The sequence below is a fragment of the Novosphingobium huizhouense genome, from assembly GCF_020179475.1.
In the GTDB taxonomy this organism is placed as follows: Bacteria; Pseudomonadota; Alphaproteobacteria; order Sphingomonadales; family Sphingomonadaceae; genus Novosphingobium; species Novosphingobium huizhouense.
The window spans coordinates 1,186,352-1,202,218 of sequence record NZ_JAILXZ010000001.1 but is presented as its reverse complement, the minus strand read 5'-3'; the positions used below and the strand labels follow the sequence as shown (position 1 = coordinate 1,202,218).

The window sequence follows — 15,867 nt, the reverse complement described above, 5'->3', positions numbered from 1 at the left end:
CTTCACTTTACAGTCTCTGCCCATTCGGCCCGGTACTTCTCGCGAAGCGAACGCCGGTCGACCTTTTCGGTGCCGAGGCGCGGCAGGGCTTCGTGGACTTCCCAGAACTTCACCGGGATCTTGAATGCGGCGATGTGCTCCGCGAGAAACGCGCGCAGCTCCTCGGGCGAGACCGCGCAGCCCTCCTTGGCGAGGTAGACCGCGGCCGGGACTTCGCCGTAGAGCTCGTCGGGCAGGCCGAACACGCTCGCCTCGGCGACGCAGGGGTGGGCGTAGATCGCGCTTTCGACCTCGATGCAGGCGATGTTCTCGCCGCCGCGGATGATGATGTCCTTCTTGCGGTCGACGATGAACAGGTAGCCGTCCTCGTCGAGATAGCCGAGATCGCCGGTGCGGAAGTAGCCATCGGGCATGATCGCGGCCGCAGTGGCTTCGGGGTTTTCCCAATAGCCGAGGAAGTTGGCCACCGAGCGGATCGAGACCTCGCCGAGCTGGTTGGCGGGCAGCGGCCTGCCCTCGTCGTCGAGGATCGCCATGTCGACCAGCGGGCGCGAGGCAAGCCCGGTGCTGTTCGGCTTGTTGAGGTAGTTCTCGTTGAAGTTGCCGGCGCCGACGCCGTTGGTTTCGGTAAGGCCATAGCCGATGATCGGAAAGGCATGAGGCATCGCCTTGCGCAGGCGGTCGACGTGCTCGACCGGGCGCGGCGCGCCGCCGGCCGCGAAGGTCACGCAGCTCGACAGGTCGTACTTGTCGCGATCGGGGTGGGTGGCGATCTCGAAGCTCATCAGCGGCACGCCGACGAAGTAGCTGACCTGCTCGCGCTCGATCAGCTCCATCGCGCGGACCACGTCCCACTTGGCCATGAGCACCAGCTTGCGCCCGAGCGCGAAGGACTGGAGGAACACCGGGACTTCGCCGGTGACGTGGAACAGCGGCACGTTGACGAGGGTGGTGGGCTGGCGTTCCGGCGGGGTCTCGCCCCGGGCGACCGCGACGCCCAGCGCCATGACGCTTTGCGCAAGGTAGTTGAACGTCCCCTGCACCACCCCGCGATGATCGGAGTAGGCGCCCTTCGACAGCCCGGTCGAGCCCGAGGTGAACAGCACGGTGGCAAGGTCGTCGCCGGTAAGCTCCGGGAGCGCCGTCGCGGCGCCGCCGCCCTTGGCGAGCAGCGTCCGGAGCCCTTCGAGCGGGGGCACGTCGTGTTCGAGCGGCAGGATCTGCGCGCCATGGGCGAGACCTTCGAGCCGCTTGGCGCGGGGCGCGTCGGCGATGAGGTAGCGGCAGGCGACCATGTCGATGCCGTGGACCATCTCCTCGCCCTGCCACCAGCCGTTGATCAGGACGGCGCAACCGCCGGCCATCAGCACCGCCATGTAGGCGACGACCCAGCTCGCCGAATTGCGCGCGGCGATGCCGATGCGATCGCCCTTGGCCACGCCGTAGCCCTCGACCAGGCCGCCGGCGACCTCGCGCGCGGCGGCGTAGATGGCGCCGAAGGTCAGGCGCTGGTCGCCATCGATGATGAATTCCTTGTCGGCGTGCTCGGCGCAGAAATGCGCGAGATAGGCCGGCAGGTGCGGCGGAGCCGCCGCGATCATCGGCAGGTCCTGACCGTACTTGCGCCAGGTGGTCAGCTCGAACATCCCGCCCGAGCCGATCAGCCCGTCCATCACCGCCTTGAGTTCACGATCAAGCTGCGTCTGCATCGCGTATCCACTCTCTCCAAAGCATCGGCCGATCTGCGGTCGGCTTTTGCGGTTTGCCCGCCGATTTTCCCTGTGCCAAAAGCCGGTGCGTCAGGCGCCCGGCGGTCGATGCCAAGCTGGCCGGATTGGTCCTGAAAAGCAACCTTGTCGGAGACGCGAAACTTGTTGTCACAAACGGCCGCTGCCGCCGCCGCACTCGCGCCGCGCCCGCCCCTGCAATGGACCGACCTCGGCCTCTCGCCGATCGCGGTCGACCTCGGCTTCTTCACCATCAAGTGGTATTCGCTCGCCTACCTCGCCGGCATCCTGCTGGGCTACTGGCACCTGTCGAAGATGATCCGCCAGCCCGGCGCGCCCTTGGCGCAGCGCCATGCCGACGATCTGTTCTTCTATGCAACGCTGGGCATCATCCTCGGCGGGCGGCTCGGCTATGCGACGTTCTACGCGCCCGAGCTGTGGGCCCATCCGCAGAACCTGCTCAAGCTGTGGGAAGGCGGGATGAGCTTCCACGGCGGGCTGATCGGCACGACCATCGCCATCGCCTTCGTCGCCTGGCGCGGCGGCCTGAGCTTCGTGCGGGTGTGCGACTACATGGCCGTATGCGTGCCGTTCGGGCTGTTCTTCGGGCGCTGCGCCAATTTCGTCAACGGCGAGCTGTGGGGGCGGATCACCACGCCCGACATCCCCTGGGCGATGGTCTTCCCCGGAGGCGGGCCGATGCCGCGCCATCCCAGCCAGCTCTACGAGGCCGTGCTGGAGGGCATCGTCCTTGGCACCGTGCTGCTGCTGCTGTTCTGGAGGACGCGTTCGCGCTGGCGGCCGGGCCTGCTCGTCGGCGTGTTCGGCACGGGCTATGCGCTGTCGCGCTTCGTCGTCGAGTTCTTCCGCGAGCCCGATGCGCAGCTGGCCGATTTCGCGCATCGCTCGGGGCTGTCGATGGGTCAGTGGCTGACGCTGCCGATGATGCTGATCGGGCTGTTCCTGACGATCCGCGCGCTGAACCGGCCGCCGGTCGCGGTCGCCTTTGCCGGCAGCGATCGCAACGCCGGCGCCTCGGTCAACGCGCAGGGCGAAGCGGGCAGCGCGTGAGCGAACCGTTGCGCCGCGTGTTCGAGCGGCTGATCGAGAACACCGGGCCGGTCAGCATCGCGCACTACATGGCTGAATCGAATGCGCGCTACTACGACAGCCGCGATCCGCTGGGGCGCGACGGCGATTTCGTCACCGCCCCCGAGATCAGCCAGATGTTCGGCGAACTGCTGGGGCTCTGGCTCGCCGACCTGTGGATGCGCGCGGGCCGGCCGGCCCCGGTGCACTATGTCGAGCTGGGGCCCGGACGCGGCACGCTGGCGCGCGATGCGCTGAAGGCGGCGCGGCGCTTCGGACTGGAGACGCGACCGCACTTCGTCGAGGCGAGCACCGCGCTCAAGGCCGCGCAGCTGGAGCTACACCCCGACGCCGTCTGGCACGCGGACCTTTCGACGCTGCCGACCAGCGGCGCGCTGCTGATCGTCGCCAACGAATTCCTCGACGCGCTGCCGGTGCGCCAGATCGTGCGCGCCGCCGCCGGGTGGCGCGAACGCATGGTTGGCCTCGTCGACGGCGCGCTGACGCCGGTCGTCGGCGCGCGGCCGATGGATGCGGCGGTGCCGTCCGCTTATGCCGATGCGCCTGAAGGCGCGATCATCGAGACCTGCCCCGCGGCCGCGGCGGTGGTCTACGAAGTCGCCGGCCGGCTCGCCGCCCAGGGGGGCGCTGCGCTGTTCATCGATTACGGCCATGCCGAGCCGCGCCTCGGCAGCACGCTCCAGGCGGTGCGCGCGCATCGCATGGTCGATCCCTTCGCCGCGCCGGGCGAGGCCGATCTGACCGCCCATGTCGACTTCGCGGCGCTGGCGGCGATCGCGCAGTCGCGCGGCGCGCGCTGGCTGGGAACCGTCGAGCAGGGCCGCTTCCTGCGGCTGCTGGGGATCGAGGCGCGCGCAGAAGCGCTGATCGCCTCCGCCCCGGACCAGGCCGAGGCGGTGCTCGCCGCGCGCGACCGGCTGATCGGCGAAGGCCAGATGGGAGCACTGTTCAAGGTCATGGGACTCGCCGCGGCCGAATGGCCCGACGGCGCCGGCTTCTGAAAGCGCCCGGCGCCATCGCCGGACGCCGCCGCAACCCCGGATTCGCCACCGAATCCGTGGTTTTACCTTGCCCAAAAAGCCTGTTGGCAAAGCGACGGATTTGCGTCTATCAGGCGCGCCAAGTGGGGGTGGGCGCGCTCCGATAGCGCGCGCCTTTCCCCGCCCGAGCGGCAGCGCTCGCCTCTGGACATGCATCCATCTGGCGTCGCTTCCGTGCGGTTCAAGAGGGGCAAGTTGGACCGCGCCCGGTCCGCGGGCGCGGCGGCAGCAGGCAGGGAATTTCAATGGCTGATGAGGCGAGCATCGATCCGGCGGAAGTGACCGGAGAGGGCGTGCGGCGGCGCGATTTCATCAATATCGCGGCGGTAAGTTTTGCGGGCGTGGGCGGTCTTGCCGTGCTCTATCCCCTGGTCTCGCAGATGAGCGCGTCGGCCGACGTTCTCGCCGAAAGCTCGACCGAGATCGACGTTTCGGCGATCGCGCCGGGCCAGGCGATCAAGGCGGTGTTCCGCAAGCAGCCGGTGTTCGTGCGCAACCTGACGCCGACCGAAATCTCGGAAGCCGACAAGGTCGATGCCGCTTCGCTGCGCGATCCCCAGACGCTCGACGAGCGGACCAAGGAAGGCAAGAAGAACTGGCTGATCACGATGGGCGTCTGCACCCACCTCGGCTGCGTGCCGCTGGGCGCCGGCGAAGGCGAAGTGAAGGGCGAGTTCGGCGGCTACTTCTGCCCCTGCCACGGTTCGGTCTACGACACCGCGGCGCGCATCCGCAAAGGCCCGGCACCGAAGAACCTCGAAGTGCCTCCCTATGAATTCACTTCCGACACTGTCGTGAAGATCGGCTGAGGACAGATCCGATGAGCTTTCCCTGGGCGAACGAGTACAAGCCTGGCCACCCGCTGATGCAGTGGCTCGACGAGAAGCTGCCGCTGCCGCGCTTCGTCTACAACGCGGTCGGCGCCGGCTACCCGGTCCCGCGCAACCTGAACTACATGTGGAATTTCGGCGTGCTCGCCGGCTTCTGCCTGATGCTGCAGATCGTCACCGGCGTGATCCTGGCGATGCACTATGCCGCCAACGCCGGCGTCGCGTTCGACAGCGTCGAGCACATCATGCGTGACGTGAACTGGGGCTGGATGCTGCGTTATGCGCATGCCAACGGCGCCAGCGCGTTCTTCGTGGTGGTCTACATCCACATCTTCCGCGGCTTCTTCTACTCCTCGTACAAGGCCCCGCGCGAGATGATCTGGCTGCTGGGCGTGGTCATCTTCCTGCTGATGATGGCGACCGCGTTCATGGGCTACGTGCTTCCCTGGGGCCAGATGAGCTTCTGGGGCGCCAAGGTCATCACCGGCCTGTTCTCGGCCATCCCGCTGATCGGCGATCCGCTGCAGCAGTGGCTGCTGGGCGGCTTCGCGCCGGACAACGCCGCGCTCAACCGCTTCTTCTCGCTGCACTTCCTGCTGCCGTTCGTGATCGCGGGCGTGATCATCCTGCACATCTGGGCGCTGCACATCCCCGGTTCGTCGAACCCGACCGGCATCGAGGTGAAGCAAGAATCGGACACCGTGCCGTTCCACCCCTACTACACCGCCAAGGATGGCTTCGGCCTAGGGATCTTCCTGATCCTTTACTGCGCGGTGCTGTTCTTCGCGCCGAACATGCTCGGCCACCCGGACAACTACATCGCGGCCAACCCGCTTTCGACCCCGGCGCACATCGTCCCCGAATGGTACTTCTGGCCGTTCTACGCGATCCTGCGCGCCTTCACCGCCGACTTCTTCTTCATCCCGGCCAAGCTGATGGGCGTGCTGGCGATGTTCTCGGCGATCCTGGTGTGGTTCTTCCTGCCCTGGCTGGACACCTCGCCGGTGCGCTCGGGCCACTACCGTCCGCTGTTCCGCAAGTTCTTCTGGATCCTGCTGGTGGACGTGATCGTGCTCGGCTACTGCGGCGGCTCGCCGGCCGAGACCAAGTACGTGCTGATCTCGCAGATCGCCGCGACGTACTACTTCCTCCACTTCCTCGTCATCCTGCCGCTCGTTTCGTCGATCGAAAAGCCGGAGCCGCTGCCGTTCTCGATCACCGAGGCCGTGCTGGGCAAGGACGAGGGCGCAGTCCTCAACGCCACCCCCGCCGCTGCCTGAGCCAGCCGAAGCGTAAGAGAGAAAGAGAACCCTATGGTCCGTCTTTTTGGCCCCCTGGTTGGCCTCTTCTTCGCCGTGGCGCTGCTCTGGTCGTTCGGCGTGGGCGCCATCCAGGCGATCCGCGAGCCCGAGCCGGCCACTGCCGCGCACGAATTCTACAAGCACCCGAAGGAGGTCGAATTCTCCTTCAACGGTCCGTTCGGCAAGTTCGACCGTGCGCAGCTCCAGCGCGGCTTCCAGGTCTACAAGGAAGTCTGCTCGAACTGCCACTCGCTCAAGCAGATCGCGTTCCGCAACCTGACCGACCTCGGCTATTCGGAACCCGAAGTGAAGGCGATCGCCAAGCAGTGGGGCACCAAAGCCAAGACCTTCGACGCCAAGACCGGCGATGCCGGCGAGCGTGACAACACGCCCGCCGACCACATCCCGGCGGTCTACTATGCCGGCACCGGCAATCCGCCCGACCTGTCGCTGATCACCAAGGCGCGCCACGAAGGCCCCGAGTACGTCTACTCGCTGCTGACCGGCTACACCGACCAGCCCGCGGAGCTGCTCAAGAAGTTCCCGGACGCCAAGACCCCCGAAGGCCTGCACTACAACCCGTACTTCGCGAACCTCAACATCGCGATGCCGGCGCCGCTGACCGACGGCCAGGTGACCTACGCGGACGGGACGAAGGCCACCGTCGACCAGGAAGCCAAGGACGTCGCCGCGTTCCTGACCTGGACCGCCGAGCCCAAGCTCGAAAAGCGCAAGCAGACCGGCTGGGCCGTGCTCGGCTTCCTCCTCGCCGCCACCGTGCTCGCGTACCTTGCCAAGAAGAACGTCTGGGCCAACGCCCACTGATCCTGCCGGCAAGGCGCAAACGAACAAAGGCCACCGGCAACGGTGGCCTTTTTCGTATCCGGCGATATGACGCCCGCGGGCCCGGCCCGGATCCAGCCACCACGCGGAAGCGATGATGACCGTCGAAGACCTCAAGCACCTCGTCCGCACCGTTCCGGACTTCCCCTCGCCCGGCATCCTGTTCCGCGACGTGACCACGTTGATCGGCCATCGCGAAGGCTTCGCCGCGAGCATCGAGCACCTTGCGCAGCGCGCCCGCGCCGCCGGAGCCGAGGCGATCGCCGGGATGGAGGCGCGCGGCTTCATCTTCGGCGCGGCGGTGGCTGCCGCCATGGGCATCGGCTTCGTGCCGGTGCGCAAGCCGGGCAAGCTGCCGGTGCCGACGATCGGCGTGGATTACGCGCTCGAATACGGCCGCGACCGGCTGGAGATCGACCCGACGGCGGTCGATGCCGGACAGCGCATCGTGCTCGTCGACGACCTGATCGCGACCGGCGGCACGGCGCTCGCCGCCGCCGAGCTGTTGCGCAGCGCCGGCGCGCGCGTCAGCCACGCGCTGTTCGTGATCGACCTGCCCGATCTGCACGGCGCGGCGCGGTTGCGCGATGCCGGGCTCACGGTCGAGGCGCTGATGGACTTTCCCGGGCACTGACCGGCTTGCCTCGGCCCTCCTGCCGTGCTGCACTGGCAAGCGGGAGAGACGAAGCGATGATCGAGCTGTACACCGCGCCGACGCCGAACGGGTGGAAGGTGTCCATCCTGCTCGAGGAATGCGGCCTGCCCTACACCGTCCACTGGGTGGACATCGGCAAGGGCGAGCAGTTCGCCCCCGAGTTCCTCGCGATCAGCCCCAACAACCGCATTCCCGCGATCGTCGACACCGCCCCGGACGACGGCGGGGCCCCGGTCCCGGTGTTCGAGACGGCCGCGATCCTCGTCTACCTTGCCGAGAAAACCGGGCAGTTCCTTCCTGCCGACCTGCGCGGCCGCAAGGAGGTGCTCGAGTGGCTGGCCTGGCAGGTCGCGGGGCTCGGCCCCATGCTCGGCCAGCACGGTCATTTCGCACTCTACGCGCCCGAGCGCCTGCCCTACCCCACCGAGCGCTACCGCCGCGAGACGCTGCGGCTCTACGGCGTGCTCGACCGCCGGCTTGAGGGGCGCGACTACGTGGCCGCCGACCGGTACACGATCGCGGACATGGCGTGCTGGCCATGGATCCGCACGTGGAAGGCGCAAGGCATCCCGCTCGAGGACTTCGCCAACGTGCGCCGCTGGTACGAGGCGCTCAAGCAGCGCGACGGACTGCGGCGCGGCGTCGCCCTGGGCGCCGAGCGGGTGCGACGCAATCCGCAGGACGATGCGCAGGCGGCAAGAACGCTGTTCGGCATCTCGGGAAAGGGCCTTGCATGAACGCCACGACGTTGGACTTCTTCTTCGATCTCTCCTCGCCCTGGACGTTCCTTGCCTTCAACAACGTCCAGCCGATCCTTGCCGAAACCGGTGCGCAGGTCCGCTGGCGGCCGTTCCTCGTCGGCGGGGTGTTCAACGCGGTGAACCCGCGGGTCTACGAGATGCGCGCCGATCCCGAGCAGAAGGCGATGAAGCGCAGCTTCGGCTGGCTCAGGGAATGGGCGCAGCTGGCGGGGCTGCCGATGAACTTCCCTTCGCCCCACCATCCGGTCAAGTCGGTCAACGCGATGCGCTGCTGTTGCGCCTTGCAGGACGACCAGGCGACGCTGTTCCGCTTTGCCGACGCTGCCTTCACCGCCTATTTCGGCGAGGCGCGCAACATCGACGATCCGGCCGAGCTCGCTGCGATTGCCGACGCGATCGGCCTCGATGGCGCGGCCCTGCTCGGCCGCGCCGGCGAACAGGCGGTGAAGGATGCCTTGCGCGCGAACACCGAGGAAGCGATCGCGCGCGGCGCGTTCGGCTCGCCGACCCTGTTCGTGCAGCGAGCCGAGGGTGGCGAAGCGATGTACTTCGGCAACGACCAGTTGCCGCTAGTCCGCCAGGCGCTCGTCGCGGCCGCAGGGTAAAAGCGCCAAACGAAGGTTGACGCCCCGCCCGCAGCCGTGGCAAGCGGGCCCTCCAGCGGGCGGGTATAGCTTAGTGGTAAAGCCCTAGCCTTCCAAGCTAGTTATGCGGGTTCGATTCCCGCTACCCGCTCCACTCCCCCGCCGATCGACGCCGCCGTCCGTCAGCGATTCGGAATGTGGGCGCCCAAGTGCTTGCCCGCGATGTAGCCGAAGGTCATGCCCGGCCCGAGCGTGCCGCCCGCGCCGCCGTACACGTCGCCCAGCACTGCCGCCATGGCGTTGCCGGCGGCATAGAGCCCGGGGATCGGGTTGCCGCTCCAGTCGACCACTTGCGCATCGGCGTTGGTGCGCGGACCGCCGGCAGTGCCGAGCGCGCCGGCTTCCATCTTCACCGCATAGAACGGCGCCCGGTCGATCGGCCCCAGGGTGCGGAACGGCGGCGCGAAGTCGAGGTCGCCCCACATGTAGAAGTTGTCGTAGGTGGAGTCGCCGCGCTGGAAGTCGTCGTCGTGCCCTTGCGCGACGAAGCGGTTGAAGCGTTCGACCGTGGCCTCGAGCCCTGCCGGATCGATGCCCGCCTTCTCCGCAAGCTCCGCCAAAGTGTCCGCCTGCAGCATGTAGGAAGGGGCAGGCCCGCCGGGGGGCGAAGTGAAGTTGTGGTACTTGTCCTTGTTGCGCTGGTCGATCACCAGCCAATACGGCAGGTTGGCATAGGCATGACTGCCTGCGTCGAATGCGTGCAGCGCCTTGCCCAGCGCATTGTAGTTCGCGGCCTCGTTGACAAAGCGCCGCCCCTTGCGGTTGACCAGGATCGCGCCCGGCCTCGCCCGCTCGTCCGATCCCAACATGAAGTTGGGCTTTGCCGCGCGGTGCTGCGGTTCGTACTCGAGCACGCTCTGCATCCAGAAGGCGTGCTGCATGTTGCCCAGCTGTGCGCCCGCCTCGATCGCCATCAGCAGACCGTCGCCCTCATTCTCCGGCACGCTGACCGGCCCGGTGAGCGGTCCACGCAGGAAGTTCTTCACCAGGGTCTCGTTCCATTCGAAGCCCCCGGTGGCGATGACCACCCCGCGCCGGGCGCGCACGCGGAAGTCCTTGCCACTGGCGTCTTCCGCCAACACACCGATCACCCGGTCGCCGTCCTTGACCAGCTTGCGCGCACGCTTTTCGAACTCGACCGGAATGCCTCGATCGAGCACCGCCCTGAACAGCGAACCGGCGAGCGCCTGGCCCAGCCCCCGATAGTCGCCGCGCTCGCGCTCGGCGAGCGTTGCTTCGTCGAGCGTGCCGCGCGTCGCTTCCATCAGGCTGCCGCGCAACGGATAGGCCATCTTGCTTGGGTTGACCCGCGCCGCCCACTTGCCGAGCCGCTCGAACGAGAACGCCTCATTGTCGAGGCTGCGCCCGCCATCGGGCTTCGCGCCGGGGGCATAGGGCTGGTAGTCGGGAAAGTCGGTGAACGAAACCAGCCGTACCGGCGTCTTGTCGGCGAAGTAGCGCAGCATCTCCGGCCCGTTCTGCATGAACGCCCACAGCAGATCGGGATCGAGCGCGCCGGGGGCGAGGCTGTCGAGATAGGCGACGATGTCCTCGTCGCTGTCGCCGATGCCCGCCGCGTGCTGATGATGGTTGTTCGGGATCCACAGCATGCCGCCCGACATCGCGGTGGTGCCGCCGACCATGCCCGACTTCTCGAGAATGACGACGTCCTTCGCGCCGTGATCGTGCGCCGAGATCGCAGCGGTCATCGCCGCGCCGCCAGAACCGAGCACGACGACATCGGCTTCGCCGTCCCATTGCATGCCCGCCGCCACCTGCTCACCCGTCATCATCGCTCTCCCGTTCGCAGTCCCATCTGCCGGGGACCGCCCACACCAGGCACGTTATACAACAGCTGTTGCACATGGAGTCCTCGGACTTTGGCTAGGCCCCTTGGCTCGGAGGGACCGGGTGCGATAGAAGAGGCCGATGCCCGCTCCGGTCGACCACGAGGAAAAGCGCAAGGCGATTGCCGGCATCGCGGCCGACCTGATCGCCGACGGCGGGCTTGAAGCAGCGACGATCCGGCAGGTGGCCGCCCGAGCCGGGTTCAGCACCACCGCCGTCACCCACTATTTCGCCAACAAACGGGCGATGCTGCTCGCAGCCTATCGCCACATGGCCGAGAGCACCCAGCGGCGCTTCGACGCGCTGGCCGCCGACAGCCGGTCCGACCCGCTGTCGCGGCTCGAGATCCTGCTGCCGATCGACGAGGACGGGCGGCGCGCGTGGCGGGTCTACTTCCAGTTCTGGCCGTTGGCGGACCACGACGCGGAACTCGCCGACGAACAACGCTGGTGGAGCGCCAATGCCGTGGGTCTGGCACGCGAAACGCTGAAGCTCGCCTATCCCGCGATCGACGACATCGACCTCAAGGCAACCATGGCGCTCAGCGCCCTGCAGGGCATCGCCATGCAGGCGCTGTTCGACCCGGACAACTGGCCCGCAAGCCGCCAGCGCGCGCTCTGGCGCATCAACGCCCGGCTGATCATCGCGGGCACGGTCGGCTGACGCGGCGGAGGTTTCGCCGATCGCGTTGAAACGAATGGAGCGCGCGACGCGAACCCTGTAGCGTGAACGGCGCACCGCCCTTGCACGACGGGCTCGAGGAGACGGCCATCGCCACCGAGGATCTGATCGGCGCGCTTGCGAAGGACCTTGCCCCGGTGCGGCCGGTGCGCTGGCAGGCGGCAGCCCTGGCGAGCTTGGCGACCGGGATCGTCTGTGCGCTGGCGCTGGGGATCGTCCCCGGGTGGCGGCCCGACGTCGCGCGGGGCGCGCCGGCAGCGATCGTCGAGCAACGGCTGGCGCTGCTGGTCCTTGCCGGGGCGCTGCTCGCGATGGCCGCCGCGCGCGAGGCCATGCCGGGCGCGAAAAAGGCGCTGCTTCGCCGCGCCGGTCTGGCGCTCGCAGCCCTGCCGATGATGATCGCCGTGCTGTCCTGGCCTGTTGCAGCGGCCACGGTGCAGCAGGCCGCCCGGCTCGAGCTCGCCGGGATCGGGCGCTGCCTGCTGATCGCCACGGCCTGCGCGCTGCCGCCGCTTGTGGTGCTGGTGCACTGGGCGCGACGTTCAGGCGCGGTCACGCGGCCCGAGCGCGCCGCGACGACGATCGGCCTTGCCGCCGGCGCGATCGGCACCGCCGCCTACAGCTTGACGTGCCCGTCGCAGCACTGGCTGTTTGCCGGCATCGCCTATCCGCTCGCCATCGCGCTGAGCGCCGCGTCAGCCCGGATCGTGCTGCCGCGCTGGCTGCGCTGGTAGGCGTCAGACGACCCCCAGCGCCTTCAGCATCGCGCGTGGTTGCGCCCGCAAGCGGAAGTCGGGCTCGACGAAGGCGGCGCGCACGATCCCGTCGCTGTCCACCGCAAAGGTCGCCGGGATCGGCAGGAGCCCCGCCCCGGATCCGTAGACCGCGGCAAGGTCGAGCCCATCGCGCAGATATTGCGCGATGAACGGCGCCCCGAGGTGGAAGGCGAGATCGAATTCCAGCGCGAGTCCGTGATCGACGTCGCACAGCACGGCGACCTCGCGCGCGAAGCAGGTGCCGACCTCCGCCGCCGCGCCGCCCGTCTGCCCGACGATGCAGACGAAAGCGACAGCGTCCGGCGGGACCGCCGCCAACGCCGAGTTCCAGGCGGCCAGTTCGGCCTGGCAATAGGGGCACCACCGCCCGCGCATGAAGCTCACCACCGCAGGCCGGCCGGCAAGAAGCTCGCTCGAGCGCCGCAGGACTCCTTGTGCATCGGGCAGGGCAAAGGCGGGCAGGGCCTCGCCGACCGCCGGTGCAGCGGCGCCCGCCCGGCGCGCGCGCAAGGCCGCGACGAGATCGTCGGCGAGTTGCCCGTAGTCGGCTCGGTGACCTTGCGGCGGCTGAGTCATGGCAATCTGATAGCGCAGTCAGGCGTCGGCGCGAGGGCCGCCCGGCGCATCGGTTCGATAACCGCCAGCTATCGCCGGCGCACCGGCCGTGCGTCCCGCGGCGGCAGGTTCGGCGCCCTCGACCCAAGCGGCGTCCCACGCCAGCGTCCGGCATGCCCGCAGGAAGGCATCGGCCGCCACCGAGCGGCGCCGCCCCGCAACGCTTGCCACCGCGACCGCGATCTCGGCCCCCGGGATCCGGACCGGCGAGGCGGTCAGCATCTCGGGCAGCAGCCGGCGTGGCAGCCAGCCGCAACCGAGGCCACCGAGGACGAGCTGCCGCACGATGCCGCAGTGCTGGGCCTGGTGGCGGACCTCGATCATCGCTCCTTGCGTCGCGGCGTAGCTGGCGAGCGCCTCGCACCCGTCGCCCGACAGGTCGATCCAGCTCTCGCTCTCCAGTTCGGCAGCGGTCACGGTCGCGCTCGTCGCCAGGGTGTGGTCGCAGGTCGTCGCGATGCAGAACGCATCCTCGTAAAGCCGCCAGTTCTCGAAACGGTCGGGGACATCGGCCGGCAGCGCGACGACCACGACATCGAGCGCGCCGGCCATCGCCATTTCGACCAGTTCGGCATCGCTGCCGCTGGTGACGCCGATCTCGACCCCATGAAGCACTGCCTGAAGGTTGCGGAAGATCGGCGCGAAGCCATGGTCGGGCACGATCCGCGAGATCCCGATCGACAGCGGCGCCACGTCGGCGCGCTCCATCTCGCGCGCCAGCTGCCGCGCTGCCTGGGCTGCATCGAACGTCCGCTGCAGGTGCGGGAGCATCGCCTTGCCGAGTTCGGTAAGGTGCGTGCGGGCGCGCTCGCGGCGGAACAGCGGACCGCCGAACTCCTCCTCGAGCTTCTGGACCGCCTTGGTCAGCGCCGGTTGCGAAACATTGCATTCGAGCGCCGCGCGGGTGAAGTTCAGCAAGCGCGCCGCCGCGAGGAAATAGCGGACCTGATGCATTTCCATCGTTCCGGCCCCGTCGCGTGACCCCCGTGCCACCGTTGACTGTCCCTCTTTCCAGCGCGGCCCGCAAGGCCGTGGCAGCGATATGACTTATGCGCCGCGCGCATCGATGCGCGGTTGCCGTCGCGCGCGTCGGGGCTAGGCTGCCGCGTGCTGGAGAAGGGAGTGCTGCGGTGGAACTCGCAACCTGGATGAAGACGTTCGTCACCGTGGCCGACCTGCAGAGCTTTTCCCGCGCCAGCGACGTGCTGGGGCTGACCCAGTCGTCGGTCTCGCGCCAGATCGGCGCGCTCGAGCGGCACCTGGGAGTGGCGGTGCTCAAGCGCACCACCCGCTCGCTCGCGCTGACCAGCGAGGGGCAGTTGTTCTACGAATCCGCGCAGCGCGCGCTCGCCGCGATCGACGAGGCCGAAGCGACCATCGGCCGGTCCGAGGCGTTGTCCGGCGTGGTGCGGCTGACCGCGCCGCTGACGCTCGCGCAGTCGCGGCTTATCGGCTTCCTTGCCGTGTTCCAGCGGACACACCCGCGCATCCAGCTCGACCTCAAGCTGTCCGACCATGCGCTGAACCTCGTGGCGGACCACCTCGATTTCGCGATCCGCGTCGGCGAGATCGGCGACAACCGCAACCTCGCGCGCAGGATCGGAGTGGCGCGGCGGGTAATGGTCGCGGCGCCCGCCTACCTCGCCGCCGCAGGCACGCCGCGCACACCGCTCGACCTGCGCCAGCACAACTGCATCTCCTACGCGCTGCTGAGCTCGGGCACGCTATGGCGTCTGTCCGGGCATGCGCCGGTGCAGGTCCAGGGCAACTTCCGCTCGGACAGCCCGGACGCGCTGCGTGCGGCCGCGCTCAACGGGATCGGCATCGCCGTGAACGCCCGCTGGCTGTTCGAGGACGACCTCGCATCCGGGCGGCTGGTCGAGGTCCTGCCCGACCATCCGCCCGCCGACATGCCGATCCATCTGGTGATGCCGCCTTCGCGGTACATCGCGACCCGGGTGCGTGCCCTTGCCGACCACGTCATCGCCGCGTTCCAGGCCGATCCGCTGCTGCGCTCGGGCCCCGAGGCGGGGTAGCCGCGAATTCGTGCGGATCAGCCGCCGGTCATCATCATCGTCATCACCGTCATCGCGGCGATGGCCGCGGCTCCGATCATCAGCACGAAGCCGAGGCCCGTGCCGAGGACGGCGGCGAAGCCCGACTTGTCTGCCGGGCGGGACGGTCTGCGCATGGTGTTCTCCTCTATCCGCGGCGAAGGCTGCAGCGCCTTCGTCGGGCCGGGGTTCGGCGCGCGAAGGCGATCCGTTACGTGGCCCCTGTCCATCGCGCCCGGCCGCCGCCCTAGGGCGCCCACGCCGCATCCCGCGCGTTTCCGCGCCGAAGCGGCAGCGACATTCCCGCCACGCATGGAACCCATAACCGCGCGGTGCGTGGGCCTCGGCCGCCGGATCGCGCACTTTCGCATCGTACCGAGACGAGGAGGCGACGATGCAGATACAGCGGCAGAAAGGGCAGGCGCCGTGCGCCCCCGCGCGACGCGCAGGCTTCGACTGGGAGGGCGCGATGCGTGCGGCGCAGGCAGGCGACGCGGACGCCTATCGCGCACTGCTCGCGGCCAGCGCCGCCTGGCTGCGCCGGTTCTTCGCGCGCCGCCTGGCGCCTGATGCGGTCGAGGACGCGGTGCAGGAGTGCCTGATCGCGCTCCACGCGCGCCGCGCGACCTTCACCCCCGGTCGCCCCTACCTGCCATGGCTGACCGCGATCGCGCGCTACAAGTGGGTCGATGCGCTGCGTCTGGCGGGGCGCCAGGCCGCCGACGAACTCGTCGAGGCGCCGATCGACGGACACGAGAGCCCGGTCCTCGCGGCAATCAGCGTCGCCACGCTGCTCGGCCAGTTGCGCACGGCGCAGGCCGAAGTGATCCGGCTCGTCAAACTCGAAGGAATGTCGATCCGCGAGGCCTCTGCCGCGACCGGGCAATCGGAATCGCTGGTCAAGGTCAATATCCACCGCGGGCTGATCGCGATGCGTGCGGCCTTGGGCCTGAGCGCGGGCGGGGCCGTCTCCGCAGTCTGA

The 15,867-nt window shown here is 68.7% G+C and carries 17 protein-coding genes and 1 tRNA gene; 13 read left to right on the top strand and 5 right to left on the bottom strand.

Annotated elements, in window-relative coordinates; translation table 11 throughout:
• Nucleotides 1-2: 2 nt before the first annotated feature.
• The gene (locus K3A85_RS05945; protein WP_225205561.1) at nt 3-1,709 is read right to left on the bottom strand and encodes a class I adenylate-forming enzyme family protein; all 1,707 of its coding nucleotides are present in this window, start codon (nt 1,707-1,709) and stop codon (nt 3-5) included.
• Nucleotides 1,710-1,874: 165 nt separating this feature from the next.
• Between K3A85_RS05945 and lgt the strand changes: the two genes are divergently transcribed.
• The 9 genes from lgt (at nt 1,875) to K3A85_RS05900 (ending at nt 9,005) form a co-directional block, all read left to right on the top strand.
• Nucleotides 1,875-2,798, top strand: a complete 924-nt coding sequence (lgt, locus tag K3A85_RS05940) for a prolipoprotein diacylglyceryl transferase (protein ID WP_404822911.1) — start codon at nt 1,875-1,877, stop codon at nt 2,796-2,798.
• Nucleotides 2,795-3,838 carry a class I SAM-dependent methyltransferase gene (locus K3A85_RS05935; protein WP_225205560.1) on the top strand — a complete coding sequence of 348 codons (1,044 nt, stop codon included), beginning with the start codon at nt 2,795-2,797 and terminating at the stop codon, nt 3,836-3,838. Before lgt ends, K3A85_RS05935 begins: the two co-directional genes overlap by 4 nt.
• Nucleotides 3,839-4,122: 284 nt before the next feature.
• Nucleotides 4,123-4,686 carry a ubiquinol-cytochrome c reductase iron-sulfur subunit gene (petA, locus tag K3A85_RS05930; protein WP_225205559.1) on the top strand — a complete coding sequence of 188 codons (564 nt, stop codon included), beginning with the start codon at nt 4,123-4,125 and terminating at the stop codon, nt 4,684-4,686.
• A gap of 11 nt (nt 4,687-4,697) precedes the next feature.
• The gene (locus tag K3A85_RS05925; RefSeq protein WP_225205558.1) at nt 4,698-5,987 is read left to right on the top strand and encodes a cytochrome b; all 1,290 of its coding nucleotides are present in this window, start codon (nt 4,698-4,700) and stop codon (nt 5,985-5,987) included.
• 33 nt (nt 5,988-6,020) lie between these two features.
• Nucleotides 6,021-6,833: a cytochrome c1 gene (locus K3A85_RS05920; protein ID WP_225205557.1), complete on the top strand. Its 813-nt coding sequence runs from the start codon at nt 6,021-6,023 to the stop codon at nt 6,831-6,833.
• 115 nt (nt 6,834-6,948) lie between these two features.
• Nucleotides 6,949-7,485 carry an adenine phosphoribosyltransferase gene (locus K3A85_RS05915; RefSeq protein ID WP_225205556.1) on the top strand — a complete coding sequence of 179 codons (537 nt, stop codon included), beginning with the start codon at nt 6,949-6,951 and terminating at the stop codon, nt 7,483-7,485.
• 56 nt (nt 7,486-7,541) lie between these two features.
• On the top strand, nt 7,542-8,243 hold the full coding sequence (locus K3A85_RS05910) for a glutathione S-transferase N-terminal domain-containing protein (RefSeq protein WP_225205555.1): 702 nt from the start codon (nt 7,542-7,544) through the stop codon (nt 8,241-8,243).
• Nucleotides 8,240-8,872 carry a 2-hydroxychromene-2-carboxylate isomerase gene (locus tag K3A85_RS05905; RefSeq protein ID WP_225205554.1) on the top strand — a complete coding sequence of 211 codons (633 nt, stop codon included), beginning with the start codon at nt 8,240-8,242 and terminating at the stop codon, nt 8,870-8,872. Before K3A85_RS05910 ends, K3A85_RS05905 begins: the two co-directional genes overlap by 4 nt.
• Nucleotides 8,873-8,931: 59 nt before the next feature.
• Nucleotides 8,932-9,005, top strand: a tRNA-Gly gene (locus tag K3A85_RS05900).
• A gap of 28 nt (nt 9,006-9,033) precedes the next feature.
• On the opposite strand, the gene K3A85_RS05895 is transcribed toward K3A85_RS05900, so the two are convergent.
• Complete coding sequence (locus K3A85_RS05895; RefSeq protein WP_225205553.1) at nt 9,034-10,701, bottom strand: FAD-dependent oxidoreductase; 1,668 nt, start codon at nt 10,699-10,701, stop codon at nt 9,034-9,036.
• A 139-nt stretch (nt 10,702-10,840) separates the two neighbouring features.
• On the opposite strand from K3A85_RS05895, the gene K3A85_RS05890 reads away from it, so the two are divergent.
• Together K3A85_RS05890 and K3A85_RS05885 are read left to right on the top strand one after the other, a co-directional pair.
• Nucleotides 10,841-11,422 (top strand): TetR/AcrR family transcriptional regulator, encoded by a 582-nt coding sequence (locus K3A85_RS05890; RefSeq protein ID WP_225205552.1) that lies wholly within the window; start codon nt 10,841-10,843, stop codon nt 11,420-11,422.
• Nucleotides 11,423-11,484: 62 nt separating this feature from the next.
• Nucleotides 11,485-12,174 carry an NrsF family protein gene (locus K3A85_RS05885; protein ID WP_225205551.1) on the top strand — a complete coding sequence of 230 codons (690 nt, stop codon included), beginning with the start codon at nt 11,485-11,487 and terminating at the stop codon, nt 12,172-12,174.
• Nucleotides 12,175-12,177: 3 nt separating this feature from the next.
• Here K3A85_RS05885 and K3A85_RS05880 read toward each other — a convergent pair whose 3' ends face one another.
• Nucleotides 12,178-12,792 carry a redoxin domain-containing protein gene (locus K3A85_RS05880; RefSeq protein ID WP_225205550.1) on the bottom strand — a complete coding sequence of 205 codons (615 nt, stop codon included), beginning with the start codon at nt 12,790-12,792 and terminating at the stop codon, nt 12,178-12,180.
• 18 nt (nt 12,793-12,810) lie between these two features.
• Nucleotides 12,811-13,824, bottom strand: a complete 1,014-nt coding sequence (locus tag K3A85_RS05875; protein WP_225205549.1) for a LysR family transcriptional regulator — start codon at nt 13,822-13,824, stop codon at nt 12,811-12,813.
• A 137-nt stretch (nt 13,825-13,961) separates the two neighbouring features.
• Here K3A85_RS05875 and K3A85_RS05870 point away from each other — a divergent pair, with 137 nt between their 5' ends.
• Nucleotides 13,962-14,867 (top strand): LysR family transcriptional regulator, encoded by a 906-nt coding sequence (locus K3A85_RS05870; protein WP_225205548.1) that lies wholly within the window; start codon nt 13,962-13,964, stop codon nt 14,865-14,867.
• A gap of 17 nt (nt 14,868-14,884) precedes the next feature.
• Here the strand turns inward: K3A85_RS05870 and K3A85_RS05865 are convergent, their stop codons facing one another.
• On the bottom strand, nt 14,885-15,022 hold the full coding sequence (locus K3A85_RS05865) for a hypothetical protein (RefSeq protein WP_225205547.1): 138 nt from the start codon (nt 15,020-15,022) through the stop codon (nt 14,885-14,887).
• A 257-nt stretch (nt 15,023-15,279) separates the two neighbouring features.
• On the opposite strand from K3A85_RS05865, the gene K3A85_RS05860 reads away from it, so the two are divergent.
• Nucleotides 15,280-15,867 carry a sigma factor-like helix-turn-helix DNA-binding protein gene (locus K3A85_RS05860; RefSeq protein ID WP_225205546.1) on the top strand — a complete coding sequence of 196 codons (588 nt, stop codon included), beginning with the start codon at nt 15,280-15,282 and terminating at the stop codon, nt 15,865-15,867.

Coding starts and splice junctions, on each gene's coding strand:
- K3A85_RS05945 (WP_225205561.1), bottom strand. CDS start 1,709: ATGCAGACGCAGCTTGATCGTGAACTCAAGGCGGTGATGGACGGGCTG.
- petA (WP_225205559.1), top strand. CDS start 4,123: ATGGCTGATGAGGCGAGCATCGATCCGGCGGAAGTGACCGGAGAGGGC.
- K3A85_RS05925 (WP_225205558.1), top strand. CDS start 4,698: ATGAGCTTTCCCTGGGCGAACGAGTACAAGCCTGGCCACCCGCTGATG.
- K3A85_RS05920 (WP_225205557.1), top strand. CDS start 6,021: ATGGTCCGTCTTTTTGGCCCCCTGGTTGGCCTCTTCTTCGCCGTGGCG.
- K3A85_RS05915 (WP_225205556.1), top strand. CDS start 6,949: ATGACCGTCGAAGACCTCAAGCACCTCGTCCGCACCGTTCCGGACTTC.
- K3A85_RS05910 (WP_225205555.1), top strand. CDS start 7,542: ATGATCGAGCTGTACACCGCGCCGACGCCGAACGGGTGGAAGGTGTCC.
- K3A85_RS05905 (WP_225205554.1), top strand. CDS start 8,240: ATGAACGCCACGACGTTGGACTTCTTCTTCGATCTCTCCTCGCCCTGG.
- K3A85_RS05895 (WP_225205553.1), bottom strand. CDS start 10,701: ATGACGGGTGAGCAGGTGGCGGCGGGCATGCAATGGGACGGCGAAGCC.
- K3A85_RS05890 (WP_225205552.1), top strand. CDS start 10,841: ATGCCCGCTCCGGTCGACCACGAGGAAAAGCGCAAGGCGATTGCCGGC.
- K3A85_RS05880 (WP_225205550.1), bottom strand. CDS start 12,792: ATGACTCAGCCGCCGCAAGGTCACCGAGCCGACTACGGGCAACTCGCC.
- K3A85_RS05865 (WP_225205547.1), bottom strand. CDS start 15,022: ATGCGCAGACCGTCCCGCCCGGCAGACAAGTCGGGCTTCGCCGCCGTC.
- K3A85_RS05860 (WP_225205546.1), top strand. CDS start 15,280: ATGCAGATACAGCGGCAGAAAGGGCAGGCGCCGTGCGCCCCCGCGCGA.